We start from the raw sequence: 19,700 nt of genomic DNA, 5'->3' as shown, positions 1-19,700 counted from the left end.
CAGCAGAGTCTTTCAACGCCAAAGTCAAGTCCTTCAGGGCAGCACTAAGGGGAATTAGGGATGAGAAATTCTTTCTCTACAGACTTTCCATGATATACGCTTACCCCCACTAATTATCTACTGAGCCACTAATTATCTACTGAGCCGTAATCCGTGTGGGCCATTAATCGGGTAGTTGAGATACAAAAAAAGAGAGAAAAATAATATGTTTCTCTCTTTGTACGCCTGCAGGGGTTCGAACCCTGGACACCCTGATTAAGAGTCAGGTGCTCTACCAACTGAGCTACAAGCGCGTTGTTTTCTTGTTTGCGGTTGCAAAGGTACGACGTTTTTTTTTTTTTACCAAACTTTTTTGAGTTTTTTTTTTGAAAAAACATAAAAAAAGCCTCAAATTCATCATTTGAAGCCCTTTTCCACCATTTTATTTGGTGTTCTATTCGTTTCTTTTTAATCTTCTCCGCCGAAATCGGAAATACTTTCCGCCTCTTCGTCGGGATCACTTTCAATCTCAAAAGTGGTACGATAATTATCTTCGTTCATCACGTCATCGTCAAACGAATCGTCATCCTCGTCAGGACTGTTGTAATTGTCTTCAGGGATTTCGTCCTCGTCGTGAGTTTCAAATTTCATTCTTGGTTTAACAGTCTCTGGTTTAAGTTTTGCGAAGATCGCCTCAACCCATGTACCTTTTTCTACTTCAAGAACCTCAAAGCCATCAGCGACCTTCTTTTCATACATACCACCTTTCTTATGGAGTCTGTCTTTGGGCAAGGTAGTGGTAGAGATTTCAAAACCGCTTTCTATGATGTCTTGGATAGACTGTGACAGTGAGTCCCATCCACCTCCGAAATTACGTTCCAGCACCTCCATAAGTTTGGAAGCAGTAATGTGGCGGATATTTTCGTAGGTCAGGTCAGTAACGCGCATAATAGGGCGTTTACGGATGGCAATAATCATTTTTGCATTCTCATCGATAGAGAATGCTCCAACCTTATATCCTTGTTTCTCGTAGGCAGCGCGAATAGCAGGAGAGTCTTTCTTTATTTCTTCTACATTGAATGCAGAGCGTATGATGTCTGTGTAGCGACGGATATTTTCCTTGAAGTCGGGGTCTTTACTGCCGCCGTCCAAAATGCGGAAGATGTCGTTTTCCTGCACGTCCCATACCGAACTCTTAGTAAGTGCTTTCAGATTTAATGCTTTTTTCGTTGAAGAATCTTTCATATCTTTCTTTTTTCGTTTTTCTTAATTCGCTTGCAAAGATACGATATAGACTTTTAATATCCAAATTTTGAAGCAGCGAAAGCAAAGAGAACACACATTTTCTTTATGTACCTCTCATGCACCCTCCCTTTTTAACATCCCACAGATACCGCGGACTTTTATTTCTGATTTATGATCTGTGATTCTAGTTAAAGATTATTCTAAAGATTCTAGCGTATGATTTACGTCATAGGTTGTTTTTGTCTCATTCGGCAAAGAATAATTTTTGGTTTATTCTCTGCTCTCACTGCTCCATTGTAATAAGCAAATTTAAACCCACCACTTTTTCGTAGAGTTAACCCACCAGTTTGTTTTTTATTATTTTTACTGTTTTTATCGAAAATTGTCTATCTGTTCTCCATTCTATAACAGCTTCCCTTTAAGTTTATCACTTCACATTTGTACAGTCAACGATCCAACAATGCAGATGCTATTACTTCATCATCAAGTGTCTGTGCCCATTCTGTTGGAGATTTGTTTGTCGTTATGATTACAGAAGTTTAATGGTTTATTCTGTGTAAGGTGCAACCTTTTCGGAGGGAATACAAAAAATCCCGACCGCACCTATGATGGTGGGTCGGGAATCTATGTGGGAGACGGGGAGGGGGATACCTCCCGTTACCGGTTTAGCGAGTTACGGGAATCTTGTCAACACGCTTCTGATGGCGACCGCCTTCAAAAGTGGTTTTGAAGAATTCGTCCATAATCTTCTCCGCCATCTTGTTGTCGATGAAACGACCTGGCATGACCAGGACGTTGGCATCGTTGTGCTGACGGATGAGGTGGGAAATCTCAGGAATCCAAGCCAGTCCGGCACGAACACCCTGATGCTTGTTGAGGGTCATGGCAATACCTTCGCCTGAACCGCAGATGCCTATACCTGGATATACCTCGCCACTCTCGATGCCTTCTGCCAAAGCATGACCGAAGTCGGGATAATCGACGGAGGCGTCACTCCATGTGCCGTAGTCCTTATAGGCATAACCATGCTCTTCAAGATACTGAAGCACATACTTCTTGAGAGCGAATCCTGCGTGGTCGCATGCCACGCCAACTGTCTTTACTTCCATATTAATTGTGTTTTGAGATTGTTTATGCCAACAGGGCCTTCACCTGCTTATAGACGTTTTCGCCAGTATAACCGAGTTTCTCGTCGAGCACCTTGTAGGGAGCAGAGAAGCCGAAGCTGTTGAGCCCCCATACAGTACCGTCGGCTCCTACGAGACCTTCGAGGGTGACGGGAAGCCCTGCGGTCATACCAAACTTCTTCTTGCCTGCGGGGAGAACGCTCTCCTGATACTCCTTAGGCTGGCTGCGGAACAGACCTTCTGAAGGTACGCTGACTACGCGAACCTTCACGCCGTCTTTGCGCAACAGGTCAGCACCTGCCTCAAGGGTAGATACCTCAGAACCAGAAGCGAGCAGGATGACATCGTAGTCTTCGTCGCTACCTGCTACTACATAAGCACCCTTGGTGGCCTGGCTGTAGTCGTTGCCTGCGGGCAGCATGTCGATATTCTGACGTGAGAAGATTAGGGCGGTAGGAGTATCGGTATTCTCCATCGCCATGCGCCAGCATACGGTGGTCTCTTCTGCATCGGCAGGACGTACAACGAGTACGGAGTTCTTGCCGTGGTGGTTCTTGAGTTTCTCCATCAGGCGAATCTGTGCCTCTTGCTCTACGGGCTCATGGGTAGGTCCGTCTTCACCTACACGGAAGGCATCGTGGGTCCAGATGAACTTCACGGGGAGTTCCATGAGGGCTGCCATACGTACGGCAGGTTTCATATAGTCGGAGAATACAAAGAATGTGCCGCATGCAGGGATTACACCTCCGTGGAGAGCCATACCGATGCAGCAGCATGCCATGGTGAGCTCTGCAACACCAGCCTGGAAGAAGGCACCGCTGAAATCGCCACGTACGATGTCGTGGGTCTTCTTGAGGAATCCATCGGTCTTATCTGAGTTTGAAAGGTCGGCAGAGGCGCAGATCATGTTGGGCACCTGTTCTGCTAATACACCGAGTACGGTAGCGCTTGCACCACGTGTAGCTGCACCTGCCTTCTGCTGTACGAGACTCCAGTCAATCTTGGGAGCTTTACCGCTGAACCACTCTTCCAGGAGTTGAGCCTTTTCAGGATTCTCCTTTGCCCATGCAGCTTTCTGTGCGTAACGCTCTGCCACAATTTTCTTAAGTTCTTCAGCGCGTTTAGCGTACATCTCTTTCACTTCTGGGAAGATCTGGAATGGATTCTCAGGATCAGCACCAAGGTTCTTCATCGTGTTGACGTAAGCATCGCCGCCGAGTGGAGCGCCGTGGGTAGCACAGTTGCATTCGTAGCTGCTGTTGTCAGCCTTGCGAGCGCCCTTACCCATGACACAATGGCCGATGATCAGGCTTGGACGATCGGTTTCCTTCTGAGCATTCTTGATGGCTTCGCGAATCTGGTCAACGTCGTTACCATTGATCTTCTGTACGTACCATCCCCATGCTTCGTATTTCTTGGCGGTATCCTCATTGGTCACCACTTCTGTCTTGGTGGAGAGTTGGATATCGTTGGCATCATAGAACATGATGAGGTTGTCGAGTCCTAATGTTCCGGCAATACGTCCTGCGCCCTGTGAGATTTCCTCCTGTACACCACCGTCAGAGATGTAGGCATAGATGGTCTGTCCCATCACGTCGCCCATGCGTGCCTTGAGGAACTTGGCAGCAATGGCAGCACCTACGGCAAAGCAATGGCCTTGTCCGAGAGGTCCAGAGGTATTCTCGATACCACGGGCGATTTCGCGCTCAGGGTGACCAGGAGTTACGGAACCCCATTGACGGAGGTTTTTAAGGTCTTCAAGGGTGAACTTGCCGATGAGGGCGAGCTGTGAGTAAAGCATAGGAGCCATGTGACCTGGGTCGAGGAAGAAACGGTCGCGTCCTTCCCACTCAGGATGCTCTGGATCATATACGAGGAATTCGCTATAGAGGGTGTTGATGAAATCGGCACCACCCATAGCTCCTCCGGGGTGTCCAGACTTGGCTTTCTCTACCATTGAAGCTGCGAGAATACGAATATTATCTGCAGCCTTGTTCATGATTTTGTTGTCGTTCATAATCAATGTTTTATTTTGATAACGTTAGTTTTGTTGTAATATCACATGCAAATATACAGAAAAAATCCGAAAAGATTACTTTGTGTATTGCTTTTTTTGTGAATTTCCTAAATAAAGTCCTTTAATGTCGCTTATTTCAAGGTCATTACTACCAAACTCTTAGCAGGAATCTTCACCGAGAGCACGTTTTTCTTGAGTTTGGCTTGCTTGAAATCGGCAACTTTTACGCGGTCGGGGTGATCGAAATCGTTGAAGTCTGCTACGTTTTTAGCGGTAAGAATCTGTCCGTTGACGCTCTTGGCATTTGTACCTTCGAGGGCGATGTCGATCGCCTGTTCTTTGTCAAGGCTGACATTGGTAAGGGCAATGACAATCTGACCATCCTTGGTCTTGGCTGCAGAATAGGACAGCAAGGGCAGGTTGCGATAGCCATTAGCCTTCTGAGCATCCATAGGGGTGAAATACTCGTGGCGCACCTTCATGGTGTCGCAGGCTATTGTCATGGGCAGATAGGTGGCATCCTGGAAAGGAGCGTACATCTTGAAAACATAGTAGGTTGGGGTGAGTACCATGTGGCCTGTGCCTTCTTGGTCGGTAAGAATCATGGATTGCAGTACGTTGACAACCTGTGCGATATTCGCCATCTTCACACGGTCGGTATGACGATGGAAAACGTCGAGGGAGAGAGAAGCCACAAAAGCGTCGCGCAGGGCATTCTGCTGATAGAGGTGACCGGCGATGGTACCAGGTTCTTCGTCCCACCAGGTGCCCCATTCGTCAACCACAAGATCTACTCTATGGTTGGGGTCTTTCTCATCCATGATAGCTTTGTGCTTCTTGATGACCTCTTCTATCTCCAGACATTTGCCGAGTGCCCAGTAGTACTGGTCGTTGTCGAACTTGATAGCAGAACCCTTCGAACCATTCCAACCTGCCGCGGTATAGTAGTGGAGCGATACGCCGTTCATGCGTTCGCCGATGCGATCCATCAATACGCTGGTCCATTTGTAGTCGCAGTCGGAAGCACCACTTCCGATGCGGTAGAGGTGGTTGCCTGGTTGGTCGCGCAGGTAGGTATTGAATTTACGGAATTCGTCTGAGTAGTATTCTGGTGTCATGTTGCCACCACAGCCCCATGCCTCGTTGCCGATACCGAAATACTTCACGTGCCAAGCCTTGTCGCGACCGTTCTGGCGACGCAGACGTGCCATCGGAGTATCTTCGTTGCTGGTCATATACTCCACCCATTGTGCCATCTCCTTGACTGTTCCGCTTCCAACGTTACCGCTGACGTAGGGTTCGCAACCCAGCATTTCACAGAGGTTCAGAAATTCGTGTGTGCCAAAAGAGTTGTCTTCAATCGTTCCGCCCCAAGTGTTGTTGCGCAGCGAAGGACGCTTGTCGCGAGGACCGATACCGTCCATCCAATGGTAGTCGTCGGCAAAGCATCCACCAGGCCAACGGAGTACAGGAACGTTCAAGTCTTTGAGTGCTTCAAACACGTCTTTTCGGTAGCCGTTGATATTGGGGATGGGAGAGTTCTCGCCCACCCAGAGACCACCATAGATGCAAGATCCGAGATGTTCGGCAAACTGTCCGTAGATCTCACGGTTGATGGTGTTCTTACCTTGGTCGGTTTTGAGTGTTGCCTTGATGCTTTCTGCAGAAACCTGAGAAGCGCATAGGGCAAAGGCTGCTGATAGGAAATAATTGTAATGCATAATTAGTATTGTATTTTAAATTTGTATTGGATTTATTTTTTGTTTGCTGTGGCAGCCTGTTCTATGGCGAGACCGCTCTTGTAGTTTTCAATATAAGCATTGAATCCTGCCACGTCATGAGCGTCAGGAGCAATCTCTGTACCTGTATTGCCGTTGAATACCTTGTGCTCGAGATAGTCGGCAAGGGTCTGTTGCTTGTCGTTGTTGACCAGGTAGTCTGCCAAAAGGGCAATACCCCATGCTCCGCCTTCACCTGCAGTCTTCATGACAGAGATGGGAGAATTGATGGCTGCTGCCAATACGCGTTGCCCAACACCTTCGGTCTTGAAAAGTCCACCGTGTCCGGTGATACGATCTACCTTCACGTGTTCGTCGTTGAAAAGGATGTCGTTACCTATTTTCAATACTGCAACAGAGGCATAGAGGTTGGCACGCATGAAATTGGCTAATGAGAAATGGTCGTTGGCAGAGCGCACAAAGAGGGGGCGACCTTCAGCCAGTCCGGTTACCGGTTCGCCTGAGAAATAGTTGTAGGCTACAAGTCCGCCACAGTCAGCATCGCCTGTCATAGCGTGGTTATAGAGTTTACCGAATACCTCATTCATATCAACAGGTACGCCGAGCAACTGCTGGTACTCCTTGAAAATATTAACCCATGCGTTGAGGTCGCTGGTGCAGTTGTTGCAATGAACCATGGCGACGAGAGAACCATCAGGAGTGGTCACCATGTCGATCATCTCGTAGGGTTTGGAGAGTTCTTTCTCCAATACAATCATAGAGAACGACGAGGTGCCTGCACTTACGTTTCCTGTGCGTTGCTTGACAGCATTGGTGGCTACCATGCCTGTGCCAGCATCGCCCTCAGGAGGACATAAGGGGCATCCGGCCTTCAGATGACCCGATACATCGAGCAGACTGGCACCTTTCTCCGTCAGGCAACCAGCCTTTTCTCCTGCATTCAGCGTGGTGGGGAGGATGTCAAGTAATTGCCAGGGATAGTGCTTAGAGGCAACGAGGGTGTTGAACTTGTCAACCATGGTTGCGTCGTAGGTCTTGGTGTTGGGATCAACGGGAATCATACCTGAAGCGTCGCCGATGCCGAGTACAAATTCGCCAGTCAGCTGCCAATGAACATATCCTGCCAAAGTGGTCAGATATTTGATGTCTTTCACATGTGCCTCTCCATCGAGAATACATTGGTAAAGGTGGCTGATGCTCCAGCGCAAGGGAATGTTGTATTGAAACAGTTTTGAAAGTTCGGCAGCAGCCTTCTGCGTATTGGTATTGCGCCAAGTACGGAAGGGCACGAGTATCTGCTCGTCTTGGTTGAATGCCATATAGCCGTGCATCATGGCGCTAAAGCCAAGGCTTGCCAGCGTTTCCAATTCGACATCATATTCCTTGCGTACATTGGCACGGAGGTCTGCATAGCAGTCTTGAAGACCTTTCCAAATGGTGTCGATGCTGTAGGTCCACAGACCGTCAACGAGCTGGTTCTCCCATTCGTGAGCACCTTGTGCTATGGGGTGGTGGTTCTCATCGATGAGAACAGCCTTGATGCGGGTAGAACCAAACTCGATGCCGAGTACAGCCTTACCGCTTTCTATTGTTTGTTTTGCATTATTTGTCATTTTTCTACTGTTTTGTTAATGAAGGATGGAATCCATGAATTGTTGAAGTATGAAATCTATTGTTTCTTCTTCTGGCCATAGTAGGCATTGGGACCATGCTTGCGTGAGAAATGCTTTTCAACGAGCAGGGGATTCATCGTGGTGTCGGGATTGACCGACAGAGAGATGAATGCCATTTTTGCCACTTGTTCCATCACTACGGCGTTATAGACTGCCTGGTCGGCATCTTTACCCCATGAGAAAGGGCCATGGTTCTTGACCAAGACACCAGGGGTGTGGACGGGATTGATATTACCAGAAGAGATGCGGTTGACGATGACAACACCAGTATGGTATTCGTATTCTGCCATCTGGTCGGCTGTCATATCGGCAGTACACGGAATATCATCGTGGAAATAGTCGGCATGGGTAGTACCGATATTGGGAATGTCGCGTCCTGCCTGTGCCCAAGCGGTGGCATAGGTAGAGTGGGTATGGACTACACCTCCGATTTCAGGGAAGGCACGGTAGAGTACCAAATGGGTAGGAGTGTCGGATGAGGGGTTGAGGTTACCTTCCACTACTTTGCCGCTGTGGAGATCTACAACAACCATATCGGATGCCTTCATGGTGTCATAGCTGACTCCAGAGGGTTTGATGACTACCAATCCCTTTTCGCGGTCGATGGCAGAAACGTTGCCCCACGTGAAAATCACGAGATTGTGTTTCACAAGGTCGAGATTGGCTTGGAATACTTTTTCTTTCAGTTCTTCTAACATGATGTTTAGATTTATAAATTAGACAAGGATAACTGTGTCGTGTGACACAGCAATCCTATAGTTTGAAATTAGGATCTTCGTTGTACGCTTTCTTGTTGAAACGGTAGAGATAGGCGCCACGACGTGAACTGGTCTTATCTATCAGTTCTGTCTTCTCGATGAAGTCCATTTCCTTCACGCGCTTACGGAAATTGCGCTTGTCGAGTTCCTCGCCGTTGACAGCTTCATACAGATGTTGAAGTTGGGTAAGGGTGAAGAGACTCGGTAACAGCGTGAAGCCAATTGGTGCGGTGCGAATCTTTTCTTTCATGATGCGACGTGCCTTCTCCACCATTATTTTATGGTCAGAATAGAGTGGGGGGATATTGTCTATGCTCACCCATTCCACGCCATGCTGTTCGCGCAGTTCGTCGTCGTATTGTTTGACGTTGATCAGGGCGTAGTAGGCAATAGAGACCACACGTTCACCCGGGTCACGGTCAACACTACCGAAAGCGCCTACTTGACGCATATATACATTGCGCATACCGGTAAGTTCGTAGAGCACGCGGTCGGCAGCTTCGTCGATGCCCTCATCGAGGTGGATGAAGCCTCCGTAGAGACTCCATTCACCACGCCCAGGATCCATCTGACGTTTGCCGATCAGGATCTTGAGTTCGTTCTGGTCGAATCCGAAAATGATACAATCGACCGATACGAGGACTTTTGTTTTATCTTGATAGAAACTTGTCATAATACTACCAAAGTATGGCGTAAAGCAACAAGGTAATGACACAGATTCCTACGGCACCGTATGTGTAGTTGCGGTCGGTAGAGAAGATAGAGAGATTGATAGGAAGGGCTTTCTCGTCCTTGACCTTATCATGTGAGTTGCTGTAGAGCCATACGGCATTGCAGCCTACGAGTACGCCGAAGAAGATGAATGCCTGGAAACCGATGTCGTTCAGATAGTCGATGAAATTTGTTTCTGGAGACTTCACATCGTGAGTGGCGCCGAGAATTACTACTATTGCAGCCACGATAATCATGGCAAGACCAGCTACTGCCAGGATGCGTGCCCATGTCATCATCTGCTTCTGATCTGCGGCAGAAGGAGTTTCTGCACTTACATATTTCTTATCGAGATATGATACAAGGATGAAGAAGGTGACAAGGATGATGAAAATGTAGGAAGCACGGAACTGGAAGGCTACATCGGGGAAGCAAACCTTGAAGAGTACACCCATGGGGATGGTTAGGATGGCCGTCCATACTGCTGCAGTAGAAGAGGCACGCTTCCACAGCAGACCAAGACCAAAGACGGTGATGATACCTGGATAGATGAAACCTGAATATTCCTGAATGTACTGGAATGCCTGGTCAAGTCCGCCCAGCAACGGTTTAACGGTAACAAGGGCTATAACCAATGACACAACGGCTACGATACGGCCGGTATTTACCAACTGCTTGTCACTCGCACCCTTGTTGATGTACTTCTTGTATATGTCCATCGTGAAAAGGGTTGAGGTGGAGTTGAACATAGAAGCCAAAGAAGAGATGATGGCGGCTACAAGAGCGGCAAAACTCAAGCCCTTGATACCTGTAGGTGTGAAGTTGCGGATGAGCCAAGGATAGGCATCATCGGCAACGTTGATATTGCCTGCCAATTCCATGTTCTTGAAGAATTCGGGATTCTCCATAATATAATAGGCGCAAATGCCAGGAAGTACTACGATGAAAGGAATGAGAATCTTAAGGAAACCGGCGAAGATAAGACCCTTCTTGGCTTCGTTGATACTCTTGGCGGCAAGTCCTTTCTGAATGATATATTGGTTGAAACCCCAATAACCGAGATTGGTAAGCCAAACTCCACCTACTACAGCGGCAATACCAGGAACATTGGCAAAGGCATCAGCATTATGGCTTTGCTGGATGACTAAGTGGAAATGAACATCCTGTGCATGGGCGCCTGTCGTCATGTCGTTATAAACCTGTCCAAGGGCGCCTAATGCGTCGGTTCCCATTACTATACCCATTTCCTGTAATGCGATGTAAGCGGTAATAATACCGCCACCTACGAGGAAGGTGACCTGCATCACATCGGTCCAAGCCACAGAGGCAAGTCCGCCATAGATAGAATAGGTTCCTGCCACAATGAACAATCCGAGGATGATCAACATACGGATAGAAACCTCCATGCCGAAGATGCTGACGCCAAGACCTTGAAGACCGAGAATCTGTTCGATGGCCAAAGCGCCCAGCCATGCTACAGAAGTCAGGTTGACGAAGACATAAAGGAAAAGCCACAGAATAGAGAAGGCAAGGCCTACGCCATCATTATAGCGTTCACGGAGAAATTGTGGAATAGTGAAAATCTTACGCTCAAGCATGACGGGAAGCAAGAACTTTCCAATGACTACCAATGCGGCAGCTGCCATTACTTCATAGGCGGCAATAGCGATACCGTCACGGAATCCTGTTCCTGACATTCCGATAAACTGTTCGGCAGAAATGTTAGCAGCTATCAATGATGCACCTACAGCCCACCATGTTAGTGTGTTGCCAGCAAGGAAGTAGTCGTTGGCACTTTTTTCTTTTCCGTCTTTGTTGCGACTTAAAAATAATCCTAAACCAACCAACAAGATTAGGTAGAATGCGAGAATTACAAAGTCGATGGTCTTGAAACCAGACATTGCAATTGCTCCTGAAATACTATTCATAATAATTATAGGTATATTAGTGAATAAAACATATTATTTGATTGAGAAACGGTAGGCAGCATGACTGTAGTATTTCTCACCGGGTTTAAGTGTGGGCTGAGGCCAGTCTTTCTTATTAGGACTGTCGGGATACTTCTGACTCTCCAAGCAGATGCTTACATGCTTGGGATAGGTAAGACCATGTTTCCGGGCTATCTTCGCATCAGCACCAACCCCCTGGAAGTTTCCAGAATATACCTGAACACCTGGTTCGTTGGTGAACATCTCCATAAAGATGCCACTCTTGGGACTATAGAGTGAAGCACATACCTGTGTATCATCGCCCTTTCCGTCTTTATAAGTGTTCAGACAATAGTTGTGGTCGTAGCCTGTGGCATTCTTGATCTGTTGATAGTCAGAATGGATACTGTCACCTACAGCATGAGGAGTGCGGAAATCCATTGCAGTACCAGCTACAGGAAGAATCTCACCCGTTGTCATGTTGGTAGCGTCAGAGGGAGTGAAATTATCAGCATTAACATAGAGTATTTGGTCATAACAAGGTTTGGTGAAATCACCACTAAGATTGTAGTAGTTGTGGTTGGTCATGTTGATGATCGTTTCCTTGTCGGTAGTGGCTTCCCAAACGATGTCAAGGGTGTTGTCGGCAGTTACCTTATAAGTGGTAGTGGCGGTAACAGTACCGGGGAATCCATTTTCTCCGTCTGGAGCTACGATGGTGAGTTTGAGAATAGAGTCACCAACCTGTTCGGCATCATAGACTTTATGCATCCATCCGGTATTTCCACCTCCGTGAAGGCAATGGAGGGCATTGTTCTGACGCAACTGGTAGGTTGTACCTGAAAGGGTGAACTTACCTTTGTTGATGCGGTTAGCATAACGACCTACACTTGATCCGTAATCAGAAGGTGTTTTGATCGTATCAGCATACTGAGCGATATTATCGAATCCAAGGACAACATCGGTGGGTTTACCGTCTTTGTCGGGCACCACAAGGCTTATCACGCGACCACCATAGTTGGTGATGCAGGCTTCCATGCCATTATTGTTTTTAAGTACATACAGTTTGACGGGCTTTTCTTGAAGGATGGTGTCAAACTTAGCTGTGTCAAGTCCGGAAACTGTTAATGTGGCATTTTGTTTAGAGGCACATGATGCTGAAAAAATGGCAATGGTGCCAAGGCCAATAAGCATTGAATTGATTTTTCTCATTGCGAAGAGTTTTTAGTTGTTAGTTATGTTTTCTAATTCTGCGTGCTAAGTTACGACTATTTTCTGAATTGACAAAGATATTACGGAGAAAAGTGTTGTGCTTACACTATTTTTTATAGTTTCTTGTTACATAGCATAAAAAAACGGAAATGAAATTGATATTCATTTCCGTTTTATAGAGAAATAAAACGCGCTATTCTATACGTGTATTAAAGGGTTGTTTTTCAGACCGGAATACACTTTAAATAGCTGGTTCTGATTAGCAAATCTTACGTGAACCATCGCCGATGACAACATCATAGACTTTTGGTTCGTGGCCGTATTTGGCATTAAACTTCTCTTTTGCTGTGGCGATAAACTGGTTGTAGAGGTCGTTGCGGACAAGGTTGATGGTGCAACCTCCGAAACCGCCACCCATGATACGTGAACCGGTAACTCCACATTCCTTGGCAAGATCATTGAGAAAATCGAGTTCTTCACAAGAAACCTCATAGTCTCTTGACAGACCTTCGTGAGTCTTGTACATCAACTCGCCAACTTTTTCATAGTCGCCTTCGTTCAGAGCATCGCAAACGGCAAGTACACGGTCTTTTTCGCCCAACACGAATTTGGCACGCTTGTAGTCTTCTTCGCCCACTTCGGCTTTGACTTCTTCAAGTTGTTCCCATGTGCAGTCGCGAAGTGTTTCAAACTTTCCTTCTGGATGTTTGGCAGCAATATGGCGAACAACATTTTCACAAGAATTGCGGCGGTCGTTGTAAGGAGATCCTGCCAACTGGTGTTTTACAACAGAATCGAGCAATACCAAACGGTAGCCATCCGGTTTGAATGGGAAATATTCAAATTCGCGAGAACGGCAGTCGAGACGCATCAGACAACCTGCTTTTCCGAATACAGAAGCAAACTGGTCCATGATACCGCATTTCACACCACAGTAGTTGTGTTCTGTAGCTTGACCTGCCAATACCATATCCCACTGGCTTACCTTGTTATCACCGAAGATGTCGTTGAGACCACAGGCAAAGCAACTCTCCATGGCAGCAGAAGATGACATACCTGCACCCAAGGGAACATCGCCTGAGAATGCGATATTGAATCCTTTAACAGGTACTCCGAGCTTTTTCATTTCCAATGCGATACCGTAAATATAACGTGCCCAGCTAGCTTTAGGTCCATTGGGATCAGAGAGTTTGAAATCTACGCGGTCTTTCAAGTCAATGGCATAAGCCATAACGGTATCTTCTGTTCCGTTTGCACGCATTTCTGCAACAACACCTTTATCTACGGCTCCTGGAAAAACAAATCCTCCATTATAGTCGGTGTGTTCACCGATGAGATTGATACGTCCGGGTGATGCATAAACATTACCTTCCTTGCCATCAAAATGCTTGGCAAAACGTGTTCTTACTGATTCGATGTTCATAGTCTTGTTGTTTAAAGGTTTGAAGTATCTTTTTATAATGTGGAACGTGACAAATCATGTTGTCTTAATCCACTTTGATGTCTTTGTTTACGTTCTTGCATCCCCAGATCGCATAGTAGAGGATGTATGCCAACATGGCAACAATCAGCCAATAAGAATTGAGGTAGCTGATTCCAAGCTGTTGAACGAGTACGAGATCCTGGAAGAAAGGCATCATACCTCCACCGAATACCATGACCATGAACAGGCCTGATGCTTTAGCGGTATATTTGCCAAGTCCTTCTGTTGAAAGGTTGAAGATACCTCCCCACATGACAGATGTGCAGAGACCGCAGAGGAAAATGAACACACAAGACAAAGGAACTGTAGCGTTCTCAATCTTGATGATGTTGAGATCGATATTGAGTGTTGTAGTCACATCACCTGTGAAGATGGCAGCGACAATAAGTGCAATACCTACTGTTGAAACGGTAATCATCTGTGCACGGGTAGAAACCTTACCTGAGATAACTGTTGAGATAAGGCGGCCACAGAGCATCAGGAACCAGTAGATACCAGCCAATGATCCTGCAACGGCTGCTGCACCTTCAAATCCTCCTTCACGGCTAATCCATTGGTTCATCATACCAGGAGTGGCAATCTCGATTCCTACATAGAAGAAAATGGCGATGATACCGAGGAGACAATGGCGGAAAGCGAGAGGTGATTTTTCGTATGTTACATTCTTCAAGTCACCTTGAGGCTCGTTAATCTGGATGGCAGAAATGACGAAGAAGGCTGCCAAGAATACTACGATACCTGTAATGATAAGTGGTGCAACATCGGGGAAAGAATCCTTTGTCAAAGTTCCTACGAGGAAACCAGTGAGGATAGGAGTTGCTGTTGCAGAAAGAGAATTGAGGGTACCCCCTGCCTGTACGAGCTGATTTCCGGTGTTACCGCCGCCACCGAGTAGGTTAAGCATGGGGTTTACTACGGTGTTGAGCATACATACGCAGAATCCGCAGATAAGAGCACCGAGTAGGTAAACAAAGATATTGTTGACTACGCCAGAGAGCAGCTGAACACCCAGACCTATTGCACCAATAATAAGTGCGATAAGCGCGGTCTTTTTGTATCCGTACTTGATGAGCATGTTTCCGGCAGGAATACCCATGATGAGGTAGGCAGTAAAGTTCATGAGGTTGCCGGCCATACCTGCCCAGTTGTATGACATACCCCAAATGTTTCCGAAGGGAGCTGCCATGTTTGTTACAAAGCTAATCATGGCAAAGATGAAGAACATTGTGATGATAGCTACGAGGTTCTTCTGGTTTTTGTTTGTTTGTGACATTGGTTTTATAGGATTTTAATGTTGTTAGTAATTACGAAAAATGTGTTTTCGATTATAGAACAATAAGAATTGTGTATTATAATTCTATGTTTTGATTTTTCCTGTTATACAAAGATAGCTATTATACACAAAATGGGTGGCTGATAGCTATCAGCCACTCTTTTTGTTGTTTTATATTATTTTTCTGCTCCAAACTTATAGATGGTTTTCTGCTTGTACTGTTCACCTGGTCGGAGTACTACAGAAGGGAAGTAAGGACGATTTGGAGTATCGGGGAAGTGTTGTGCTTCAAGACAAACAGCACTACGCCAAGGATAAGTTGAACCGTGAGTTCCAGAGATTCCTGATTCGAAATTACCTGTATAGAGTTGGAGTCCTGGTTCTGTGGTATAAACCTCCATGGTACGACCGCTATTAGGCTCTTTTAGTTTAGCGGCAAAACTGAGTTCTCCTTCTTCCTTTTTATTAAGAACGTAGTTGTGGTCGTATCCAGATCCATTTTTCAGTTGCTCGTTGTCGGCGTTGATATCCTGACCGATTGGCTTTGGTGTGCGGAAATCGAATGGAGTTCCTTCGACCTTAAGAATTTCGCCGGTAGGGATTGATACCTTATCAATAGGAAGATAGAAATCTGCGTTGAGCTGTAATTCTACGTTGTCAACGGCAGGTGTGGGGTTAGCAATACCTGCCAATGAGAAAAATGCGTGGTGAGTCAGGTTGATGATGGTCTTCTTGTTGGTTGTGGCAAGATATTCAATAACCAGTTCATTGTTGTCTGTGAAAGTATATTCCACGTTGATGCGACATTCACCTGAGAATCCTTCTTCTCCATACGATGAGATGTATGATAAAGCCAAGGCGCGAGGTCCCATTTGCTTGGCATCCCAGATGCGAGAGTGGAAACCTGTAGGACCGCCGTGCAGATGGTTAGGACCATCGTTGAGAGCAAGCTGGTATTCTTTACCGTTGAGGGTGTAGGAACCTTTGCAAATACGGTTTCCGTAGCGTCCGATAAGGGTTGAGAGGAAAGGCTCTGGGCTATTGATAACATCTTGGATGTTGTCATGTCCCTGAATGACGTTTGCTACTTTTCCGTCTTTATCTGGAACCATGATGGCCACAATTGCTCCACCGAAATTGGTTACTGCTACTTCGTATCCTTTGCGGTTGCGTAGGATATATAAATCTGTTTTTTTCCCGTTTACTGTGGTTTGAAAATCTTTGCGATTCAAACCACACAAATTAACGTTTTCCGTTGTGTTCGCCATAATCAGTTGTTTTTAGTTACTAAATTATATTGCAAAGTAACCAAAAAAAAGTGAGTTTAACAAATTTAATGGCGAAAAATTGAGCAAAAGGAATGTTAAAAACAACTAAATTCCATCTTTGAGCAATTCTCCGACGATATAGTTGCTGCCTCCAACAAATATAACATCGTTGTTTCCTGCAGCTTTCTCTGCTTCGTGATATGCCTCACTTACAGATAAATACGTCTTTCCTTTCAGTTGATACTTCTGTGCCAATGCGAAAATAATCTGCTCGTTGAGTGCTCGTTTTGTTTTGGCTTTAGTAAAATAGTAGATTGCCTCTTTTGGAAGCATCTGAAGTATTGCATCTACATCTTTGTCGTTGACCATTCCAAATATAATATGTAATTGGTGGCAATGGGCAATCACATGGTTTAGCTGTTGGCTGATGAAGTGCCAACCGCCAGGATTATGTCCTGTGTCGCAAATTACATGTGGTGACGAACTTATTGTTTGCCATCTTCCTGCCAATCCTGTGAGCTTCTTGACGTTGTCGAATGCTTTGAGCACATTTCCGCTTGTTGCGTCTTTGTCAATGATCAGATAGCCTTTGTCTTCAAGAATCTGAAGGGCGTGTAATGTGGTATTGATATTCTTTGGTTGGTAGATTCCTCCGAGATCGCAAAATACGTTTCCGTATTTCGCTGTTTCGCATTTGATGTCGCCTTGGTCAGTTATTTCTGCACTTTTGATGAAATTGTCGTCTTCGGCAAAGATGATGGGTGCTTCCATTTCCCGTGCCTTTTCTTCGAAGACAGGTCGTGTCTCGTTTTGGTTTTCTCCGATGATGACCGTTGTGGCATGTTTGATGATGCCTGCTTTCTCTCGTGCTATTTCTGCGATGGTGTTTCCTAAGAATTCTGTATGATCCAGACTGATATTGGTGATGATGGATAGGATAGGGTGGATGATGTTGGTACAATCGAGTCGTCCCCCAAGCCCTACTTCAATAATTGCAATATCAACATTTTGTTCTGCAAAATACTTGAAAGCCATTGCCGTCGTCACTTCAAAGAATGACGGCGACAATGGTTCCCAAAAATTTCTTTCGTCTTCAACGAAATTCATCACATAGTCCTCTGGAATCATCTCGCCGTTGACACGAATTCTTTCTCTGAAATCGACGAGATGTGGAGAGGTGTATAGTCCTACTCTGTATCCGCAGCTTTGTAGTGCTGCAGAGAGCATATTAGAAACGGAACCTTTGCCGTTGGTACCTGCCACATGGATGGTGAGATACTTTTGGTGTGGATGACCGAAATGTTCGTCCAGCGCCAGTGTGTTTTCTAATCCTTCTTTGTAGCCACTCTTTCCTTGAGTTTCGAAAGCTGTGGTTCTGCTGAATAGGTATTCGCAAGTTTCCTGATAGGTCATGGACTATACTTTTTTTATGTGTTTTTGAAACAGAATCAGTTGAAATAATTCTTGAAGCGTTGGAAGATAGATCGCTTGGTTGAAGCGTCACCTTTGAAGTTGTCGCTACTTTTGAAGCTTTCTATTGCTTTCTTTTCATCGCTGCTGAGTGTCTTTGGCACATAAACGCTGATGTTGACAACGAGGTCTCCTGTGCCACGTCCATAGCCCTGTACGGAAGGAAGGCCTTTACCGCGCAGACGGAGAGTCTTGCCAGGTTGTGTGCCTGGTTCGATTTTCACTCTCAGGCGTGTTCCGTAGATGGTCGGAATCTCCACTTCACCTCCAAGTGATGCTGTTGGGAAATCGAGCAATAGGTTGTATATGAGGTCGTTATCGTCGCGTATGAAGGTGTCGTGTTCGATTTCTTCCACATATACTTGAATGTTTCCGTTAGCTCCTTTGTTGTGTCCGGCATTACCCTTGCCAGGAACGTTGACGATCATGCCCTGTGCGACTCCTGCAGGGATGTTGATTTCAACTACTTCTTCACCTTTCTCTACGCCAGTACCGCCACAATATTTGCATTTGTTCTTGATGACACGGCCAGTTCCGCCGCATGTAGGACAAACACCTTGTGTCTGCATCATGCCGAAAAGACTTTGTGTGGTATGTGTGATTACTCCCGAACCATGACATGTGGGGCAGTTTTCTGTGCCGCTGCCGTCTTCTGATCCAGTTCCGTGGCAATGTGAGCAAGGCACGTCTTTGCGCACTTTGAACTTCTTGGTCACTCCTGTGGCGATTTCTTCCAAGGTGAGTTTGACTTTCAGGCGAAGGTCACTTCCTCGATGTTCTTTGGGTCCGGCACTTCTTCTGCTTCCGCCGAATCCTCCGAATCCTCCGCCACCTCCGAAGATGTCGCCGAACATAGAGAAGATATCGTCCATGTTCATACTTTGTCCGCCGAATCCTCCGAATCCTCCCGCACCTTGTGGTCCGTTGAATCCGAATTGGTCGTATTGCTGACGTTTTTGAGGGTCATGGAGCACATCATACGCTTCAGCCGCCTCCTTGAATTTCTCCTCGGCTTCTTTGTCGCCAGGGTTTCTGTCAGGGTGGTATTTGATGGCGATGGTGCGGTAGGCCTTCTTTATTTGGTCTTCTGTGGCATTTTTGTCAATGCCCAGAACTTCATAGTAGTCTCTCTTTGCCATAATTGTGTTGTCTTATTTTTTATTGATTCTATGAATCTTTATTGTCCAACTGCCACTTTGGCATGGCGAATGACTTTGTCGTTGAGTTTGTATCCTGTTTGGATGCAATCGATGACTTTTCCTTTTTTATCGTCGCCCATACCAGGTACCATGGCAACTGCTTCATGTTCGTCGGTATCGAAGTCTGCGTCTGTTGTGTCGATGGTCTTCACTCCGAGCGACTCCAATGCTTTGATACATTTATGATAGATGATTTCCATGCCTTCTCTGAGCACTTTAGGATCGTCCGTCTTGGTGCCATTCTCAATAGCTCGCTCCATATCGTCGATGATGGGCAGGATAGTGACAATTGCCTTCTCGCCTCCGTTGAGTATGAGTTCTGCTTTTTCCTTGATGGTGCGCTTGCGGAGGTTTTCAAATTCCGCAGCCTTTCTCAATACTTGGTCTTTGAGTTGTTCGATTTCCTCTTGCGCAGCAGCCAGCGGATCCTTTTCTTCTTCTTCTTCAGGATTTTCGTTTTCTGCCTGCTGTGTGTTATCAGCAGATTCTTGCTGAGCGGATTCTTGCTGTGTGCATTCCTCCTCTTTATTCATTTCCTGTTCTTCGCAATTTATTTGCTCTTCTTTATTCTCTTTCATAATGTTTTTATTTGTTTTCTTAAGGAACATGCAAATTCTG

At 46.0% G+C, this 19,700-nt stretch carries 16 protein-coding genes, 1 tRNA gene and 1 pseudogene; 1 reads left to right on the top strand and 17 read right to left on the bottom strand.

All coding sequences use genetic code 11. The features are described from left to right. A pseudogene (locus CIK90_RS14405) lies at positions 1-113 on the top strand (DDE transposase); the annotation flags it as partial. Between the two features lie 107 nt (positions 114-220). Here the strand turns inward: CIK90_RS14405 and CIK90_RS03770 are convergent. From CIK90_RS03770 to CIK90_RS03690, 17 genes are all read right to left on the bottom strand, one after another. Further along, positions 221-293: transfer RNA gene (locus CIK90_RS03770), tRNA-Lys, on the bottom strand. A 154-nt stretch (positions 294-447) separates the two neighbouring features. Continuing rightward, on the bottom strand, positions 448-1,224 hold the full coding sequence (locus CIK90_RS03765; protein WP_094390334.1) for a hypothetical protein: 777 nt from the start codon (positions 1,222-1,224) through the stop codon (positions 448-450). A 446-nt stretch (positions 1,225-1,670) separates the two neighbouring features. Continuing rightward, on the bottom strand, positions 1,671-1,751 hold the full coding sequence (locus CIK90_RS14590) for an ATP-binding protein (protein WP_301638560.1): 81 nt from the start codon (positions 1,749-1,751) through the stop codon (positions 1,671-1,673). A 138-nt stretch (positions 1,752-1,889) separates the two neighbouring features. Beyond that, complete coding sequence (locus tag CIK90_RS03755; protein WP_094390335.1) at positions 1,890-2,333, bottom strand: RpiB/LacA/LacB family sugar-phosphate isomerase; 444 nt, start codon at positions 2,331-2,333, stop codon at positions 1,890-1,892. A 22-nt stretch (positions 2,334-2,355) separates the two neighbouring features. Continuing rightward, complete coding sequence (locus CIK90_RS03750; RefSeq protein ID WP_094435102.1) at positions 2,356-4,368, bottom strand: transketolase; 2,013 nt, start codon at positions 4,366-4,368, stop codon at positions 2,356-2,358. A 131-nt stretch (positions 4,369-4,499) separates the two neighbouring features. Beyond that, the gene (locus CIK90_RS03745) at positions 4,500-6,089 is read right to left on the bottom strand and encodes an alpha-N-arabinofuranosidase (RefSeq protein ID WP_094390337.1); all 1,590 of its coding nucleotides are present in this window, start codon (positions 6,087-6,089) and stop codon (positions 4,500-4,502) included. Positions 6,090-6,121: 32 nt separating this feature from the next. After that, entirely contained in the window at positions 6,122-7,720 is a 1,599-nt protein-coding gene (locus CIK90_RS03740; RefSeq protein ID WP_094464376.1) for a xylulokinase, read from the bottom strand. 56 nt (positions 7,721-7,776) lie between these two features. After that, positions 7,777-8,478, bottom strand: a complete 702-nt coding sequence (locus CIK90_RS03735; protein ID WP_094464375.1) for an L-ribulose-5-phosphate 4-epimerase — start codon at positions 8,476-8,478, stop codon at positions 7,777-7,779. A 55-nt stretch (positions 8,479-8,533) separates the two neighbouring features. Beyond that, a complete protein-coding gene (locus tag CIK90_RS03730; protein WP_094390340.1) occupies positions 8,534-9,211 on the bottom strand; it encodes an NUDIX domain-containing protein in 678 nt (225 codons plus the stop codon). A 4-nt stretch (positions 9,212-9,215) separates the two neighbouring features. Then, the gene (locus CIK90_RS03725; protein ID WP_094435106.1) at positions 9,216-11,177 is read right to left on the bottom strand and encodes a sodium/sugar symporter; all 1,962 of its coding nucleotides are present in this window, start codon (positions 11,175-11,177) and stop codon (positions 9,216-9,218) included. A gap of 33 nt (positions 11,178-11,210) precedes the next feature. Then, positions 11,211-12,389: an aldose epimerase family protein gene (locus CIK90_RS03720; RefSeq protein ID WP_094464374.1), complete on the bottom strand. Its 1,179-nt coding sequence runs from the start codon at positions 12,387-12,389 to the stop codon at positions 11,211-11,213. A 259-nt stretch (positions 12,390-12,648) separates the two neighbouring features. Beyond that, positions 12,649-13,812, bottom strand: a complete 1,164-nt coding sequence (gene galK / locus CIK90_RS03715; RefSeq protein ID WP_094435110.1) for a galactokinase — start codon at positions 13,810-13,812, stop codon at positions 12,649-12,651. Positions 13,813-13,876: 64 nt separating this feature from the next. After that, the gene (locus CIK90_RS03710) at positions 13,877-15,145 is read right to left on the bottom strand and encodes an MFS transporter (protein ID WP_094390344.1); all 1,269 of its coding nucleotides are present in this window, start codon (positions 15,143-15,145) and stop codon (positions 13,877-13,879) included. Between the two features lie 176 nt (positions 15,146-15,321). After that, positions 15,322-16,413 carry an aldose epimerase family protein gene (locus CIK90_RS03705; protein WP_094390345.1) on the bottom strand — a complete coding sequence of 364 codons (1,092 nt, stop codon included), beginning with the start codon at positions 16,411-16,413 and terminating at the stop codon, positions 15,322-15,324. A gap of 105 nt (positions 16,414-16,518) precedes the next feature. Further along, positions 16,519-17,826, bottom strand: coding sequence for a folylpolyglutamate synthase/dihydrofolate synthase family protein (locus CIK90_RS03700; protein ID WP_094435114.1), 1,308 nt, complete (start codon positions 17,824-17,826; stop codon positions 16,519-16,521). 35 nt (positions 17,827-17,861) lie between these two features. Next, complete coding sequence (gene dnaJ, locus CIK90_RS03695) at positions 17,862-19,022, bottom strand: molecular chaperone DnaJ (RefSeq protein ID WP_173815108.1); 1,161 nt, start codon at positions 19,020-19,022, stop codon at positions 17,862-17,864. A 38-nt stretch (positions 19,023-19,060) separates the two neighbouring features. Beyond that, on the bottom strand, positions 19,061-19,660 hold the full coding sequence (locus tag CIK90_RS03690; RefSeq protein WP_371595914.1) for a nucleotide exchange factor GrpE: 600 nt from the start codon (positions 19,658-19,660) through the stop codon (positions 19,061-19,063). Between the last annotated feature and the right edge of the window lie 40 nt (positions 19,661-19,700).

It is taken from the genome of Prevotella sp. P5-126 (assembly GCF_002251185.1).
Classification (GTDB): domain Bacteria; phylum Bacteroidota; class Bacteroidia; order Bacteroidales; family Bacteroidaceae; genus Prevotella.
The sequence above is the reverse complement of the archived record's forward strand: the minus strand, read 5'-3'. Positions and strand labels throughout refer to the sequence as shown.

Coding starts and splice junctions, on each gene's coding strand:
- CIK90_RS03765 (WP_094390334.1), bottom strand. CDS start 1,224: ATGAAAGATTCTTCAACGAAAAAAGCATTAAATCTGAAAGCACTTACT.
- CIK90_RS03755 (WP_094390335.1), bottom strand. CDS start 2,333: ATGGAAGTAAAGACAGTTGGCGTGGCATGCGACCACGCAGGATTCGCT.
- CIK90_RS03750 (WP_094435102.1), bottom strand. CDS start 4,368: ATGAACGACAACAAAATCATGAACAAGGCTGCAGATAATATTCGTATT.
- CIK90_RS03745 (WP_094390337.1), bottom strand. CDS start 6,089: ATGCATTACAATTATTTCCTATCAGCAGCCTTTGCCCTATGCGCTTCT.
- CIK90_RS03740 (WP_094464376.1), bottom strand. CDS start 7,720: ATGACAAATAATGCAAAACAAACAATAGAAAGCGGTAAGGCTGTACTC.
- CIK90_RS03735 (WP_094464375.1), bottom strand. CDS start 8,478: ATGTTAGAAGAACTGAAAGAAAAAGTATTCCAAGCCAATCTCGACCTT.
- CIK90_RS03730 (WP_094390340.1), bottom strand. CDS start 9,211: ATGACAAGTTTCTATCAAGATAAAACAAAAGTCCTCGTATCGGTCGAT.
- CIK90_RS03725 (WP_094435106.1), bottom strand. CDS start 11,177: ATGAATAGTATTTCAGGAGCAATTGCAATGTCTGGTTTCAAGACCATC.
- CIK90_RS03720 (WP_094464374.1), bottom strand. CDS start 12,389: ATGAGAAAAATCAATTCAATGCTTATTGGCCTTGGCACCATTGCCATT.
- galK (WP_094435110.1), bottom strand. CDS start 13,812: ATGAACATCGAATCAGTAAGAACACGTTTTGCCAAGCATTTTGATGGC.
- CIK90_RS03710 (WP_094390344.1), bottom strand. CDS start 15,145: ATGTCACAAACAAACAAAAACCAGAAGAACCTCGTAGCTATCATCACA.
- CIK90_RS03705 (WP_094390345.1), bottom strand. CDS start 16,413: ATGGCGAACACAACGGAAAACGTTAATTTGTGTGGTTTGAATCGCAAA.
- CIK90_RS03700 (WP_094435114.1), bottom strand. CDS start 17,826: ATGACCTATCAGGAAACTTGCGAATACCTATTCAGCAGAACCACAGCT.
- dnaJ (WP_173815108.1), bottom strand. CDS start 19,022: ATGGCAAAGAGAGACTACTATGAAGTTCTGGGCATTGACAAAAATGCC.
- CIK90_RS03690 (WP_371595914.1), bottom strand. CDS start 19,660: ATGAAAGAGAATAAAGAAGAGCAAATAAATTGCGAAGAACAGGAAATG.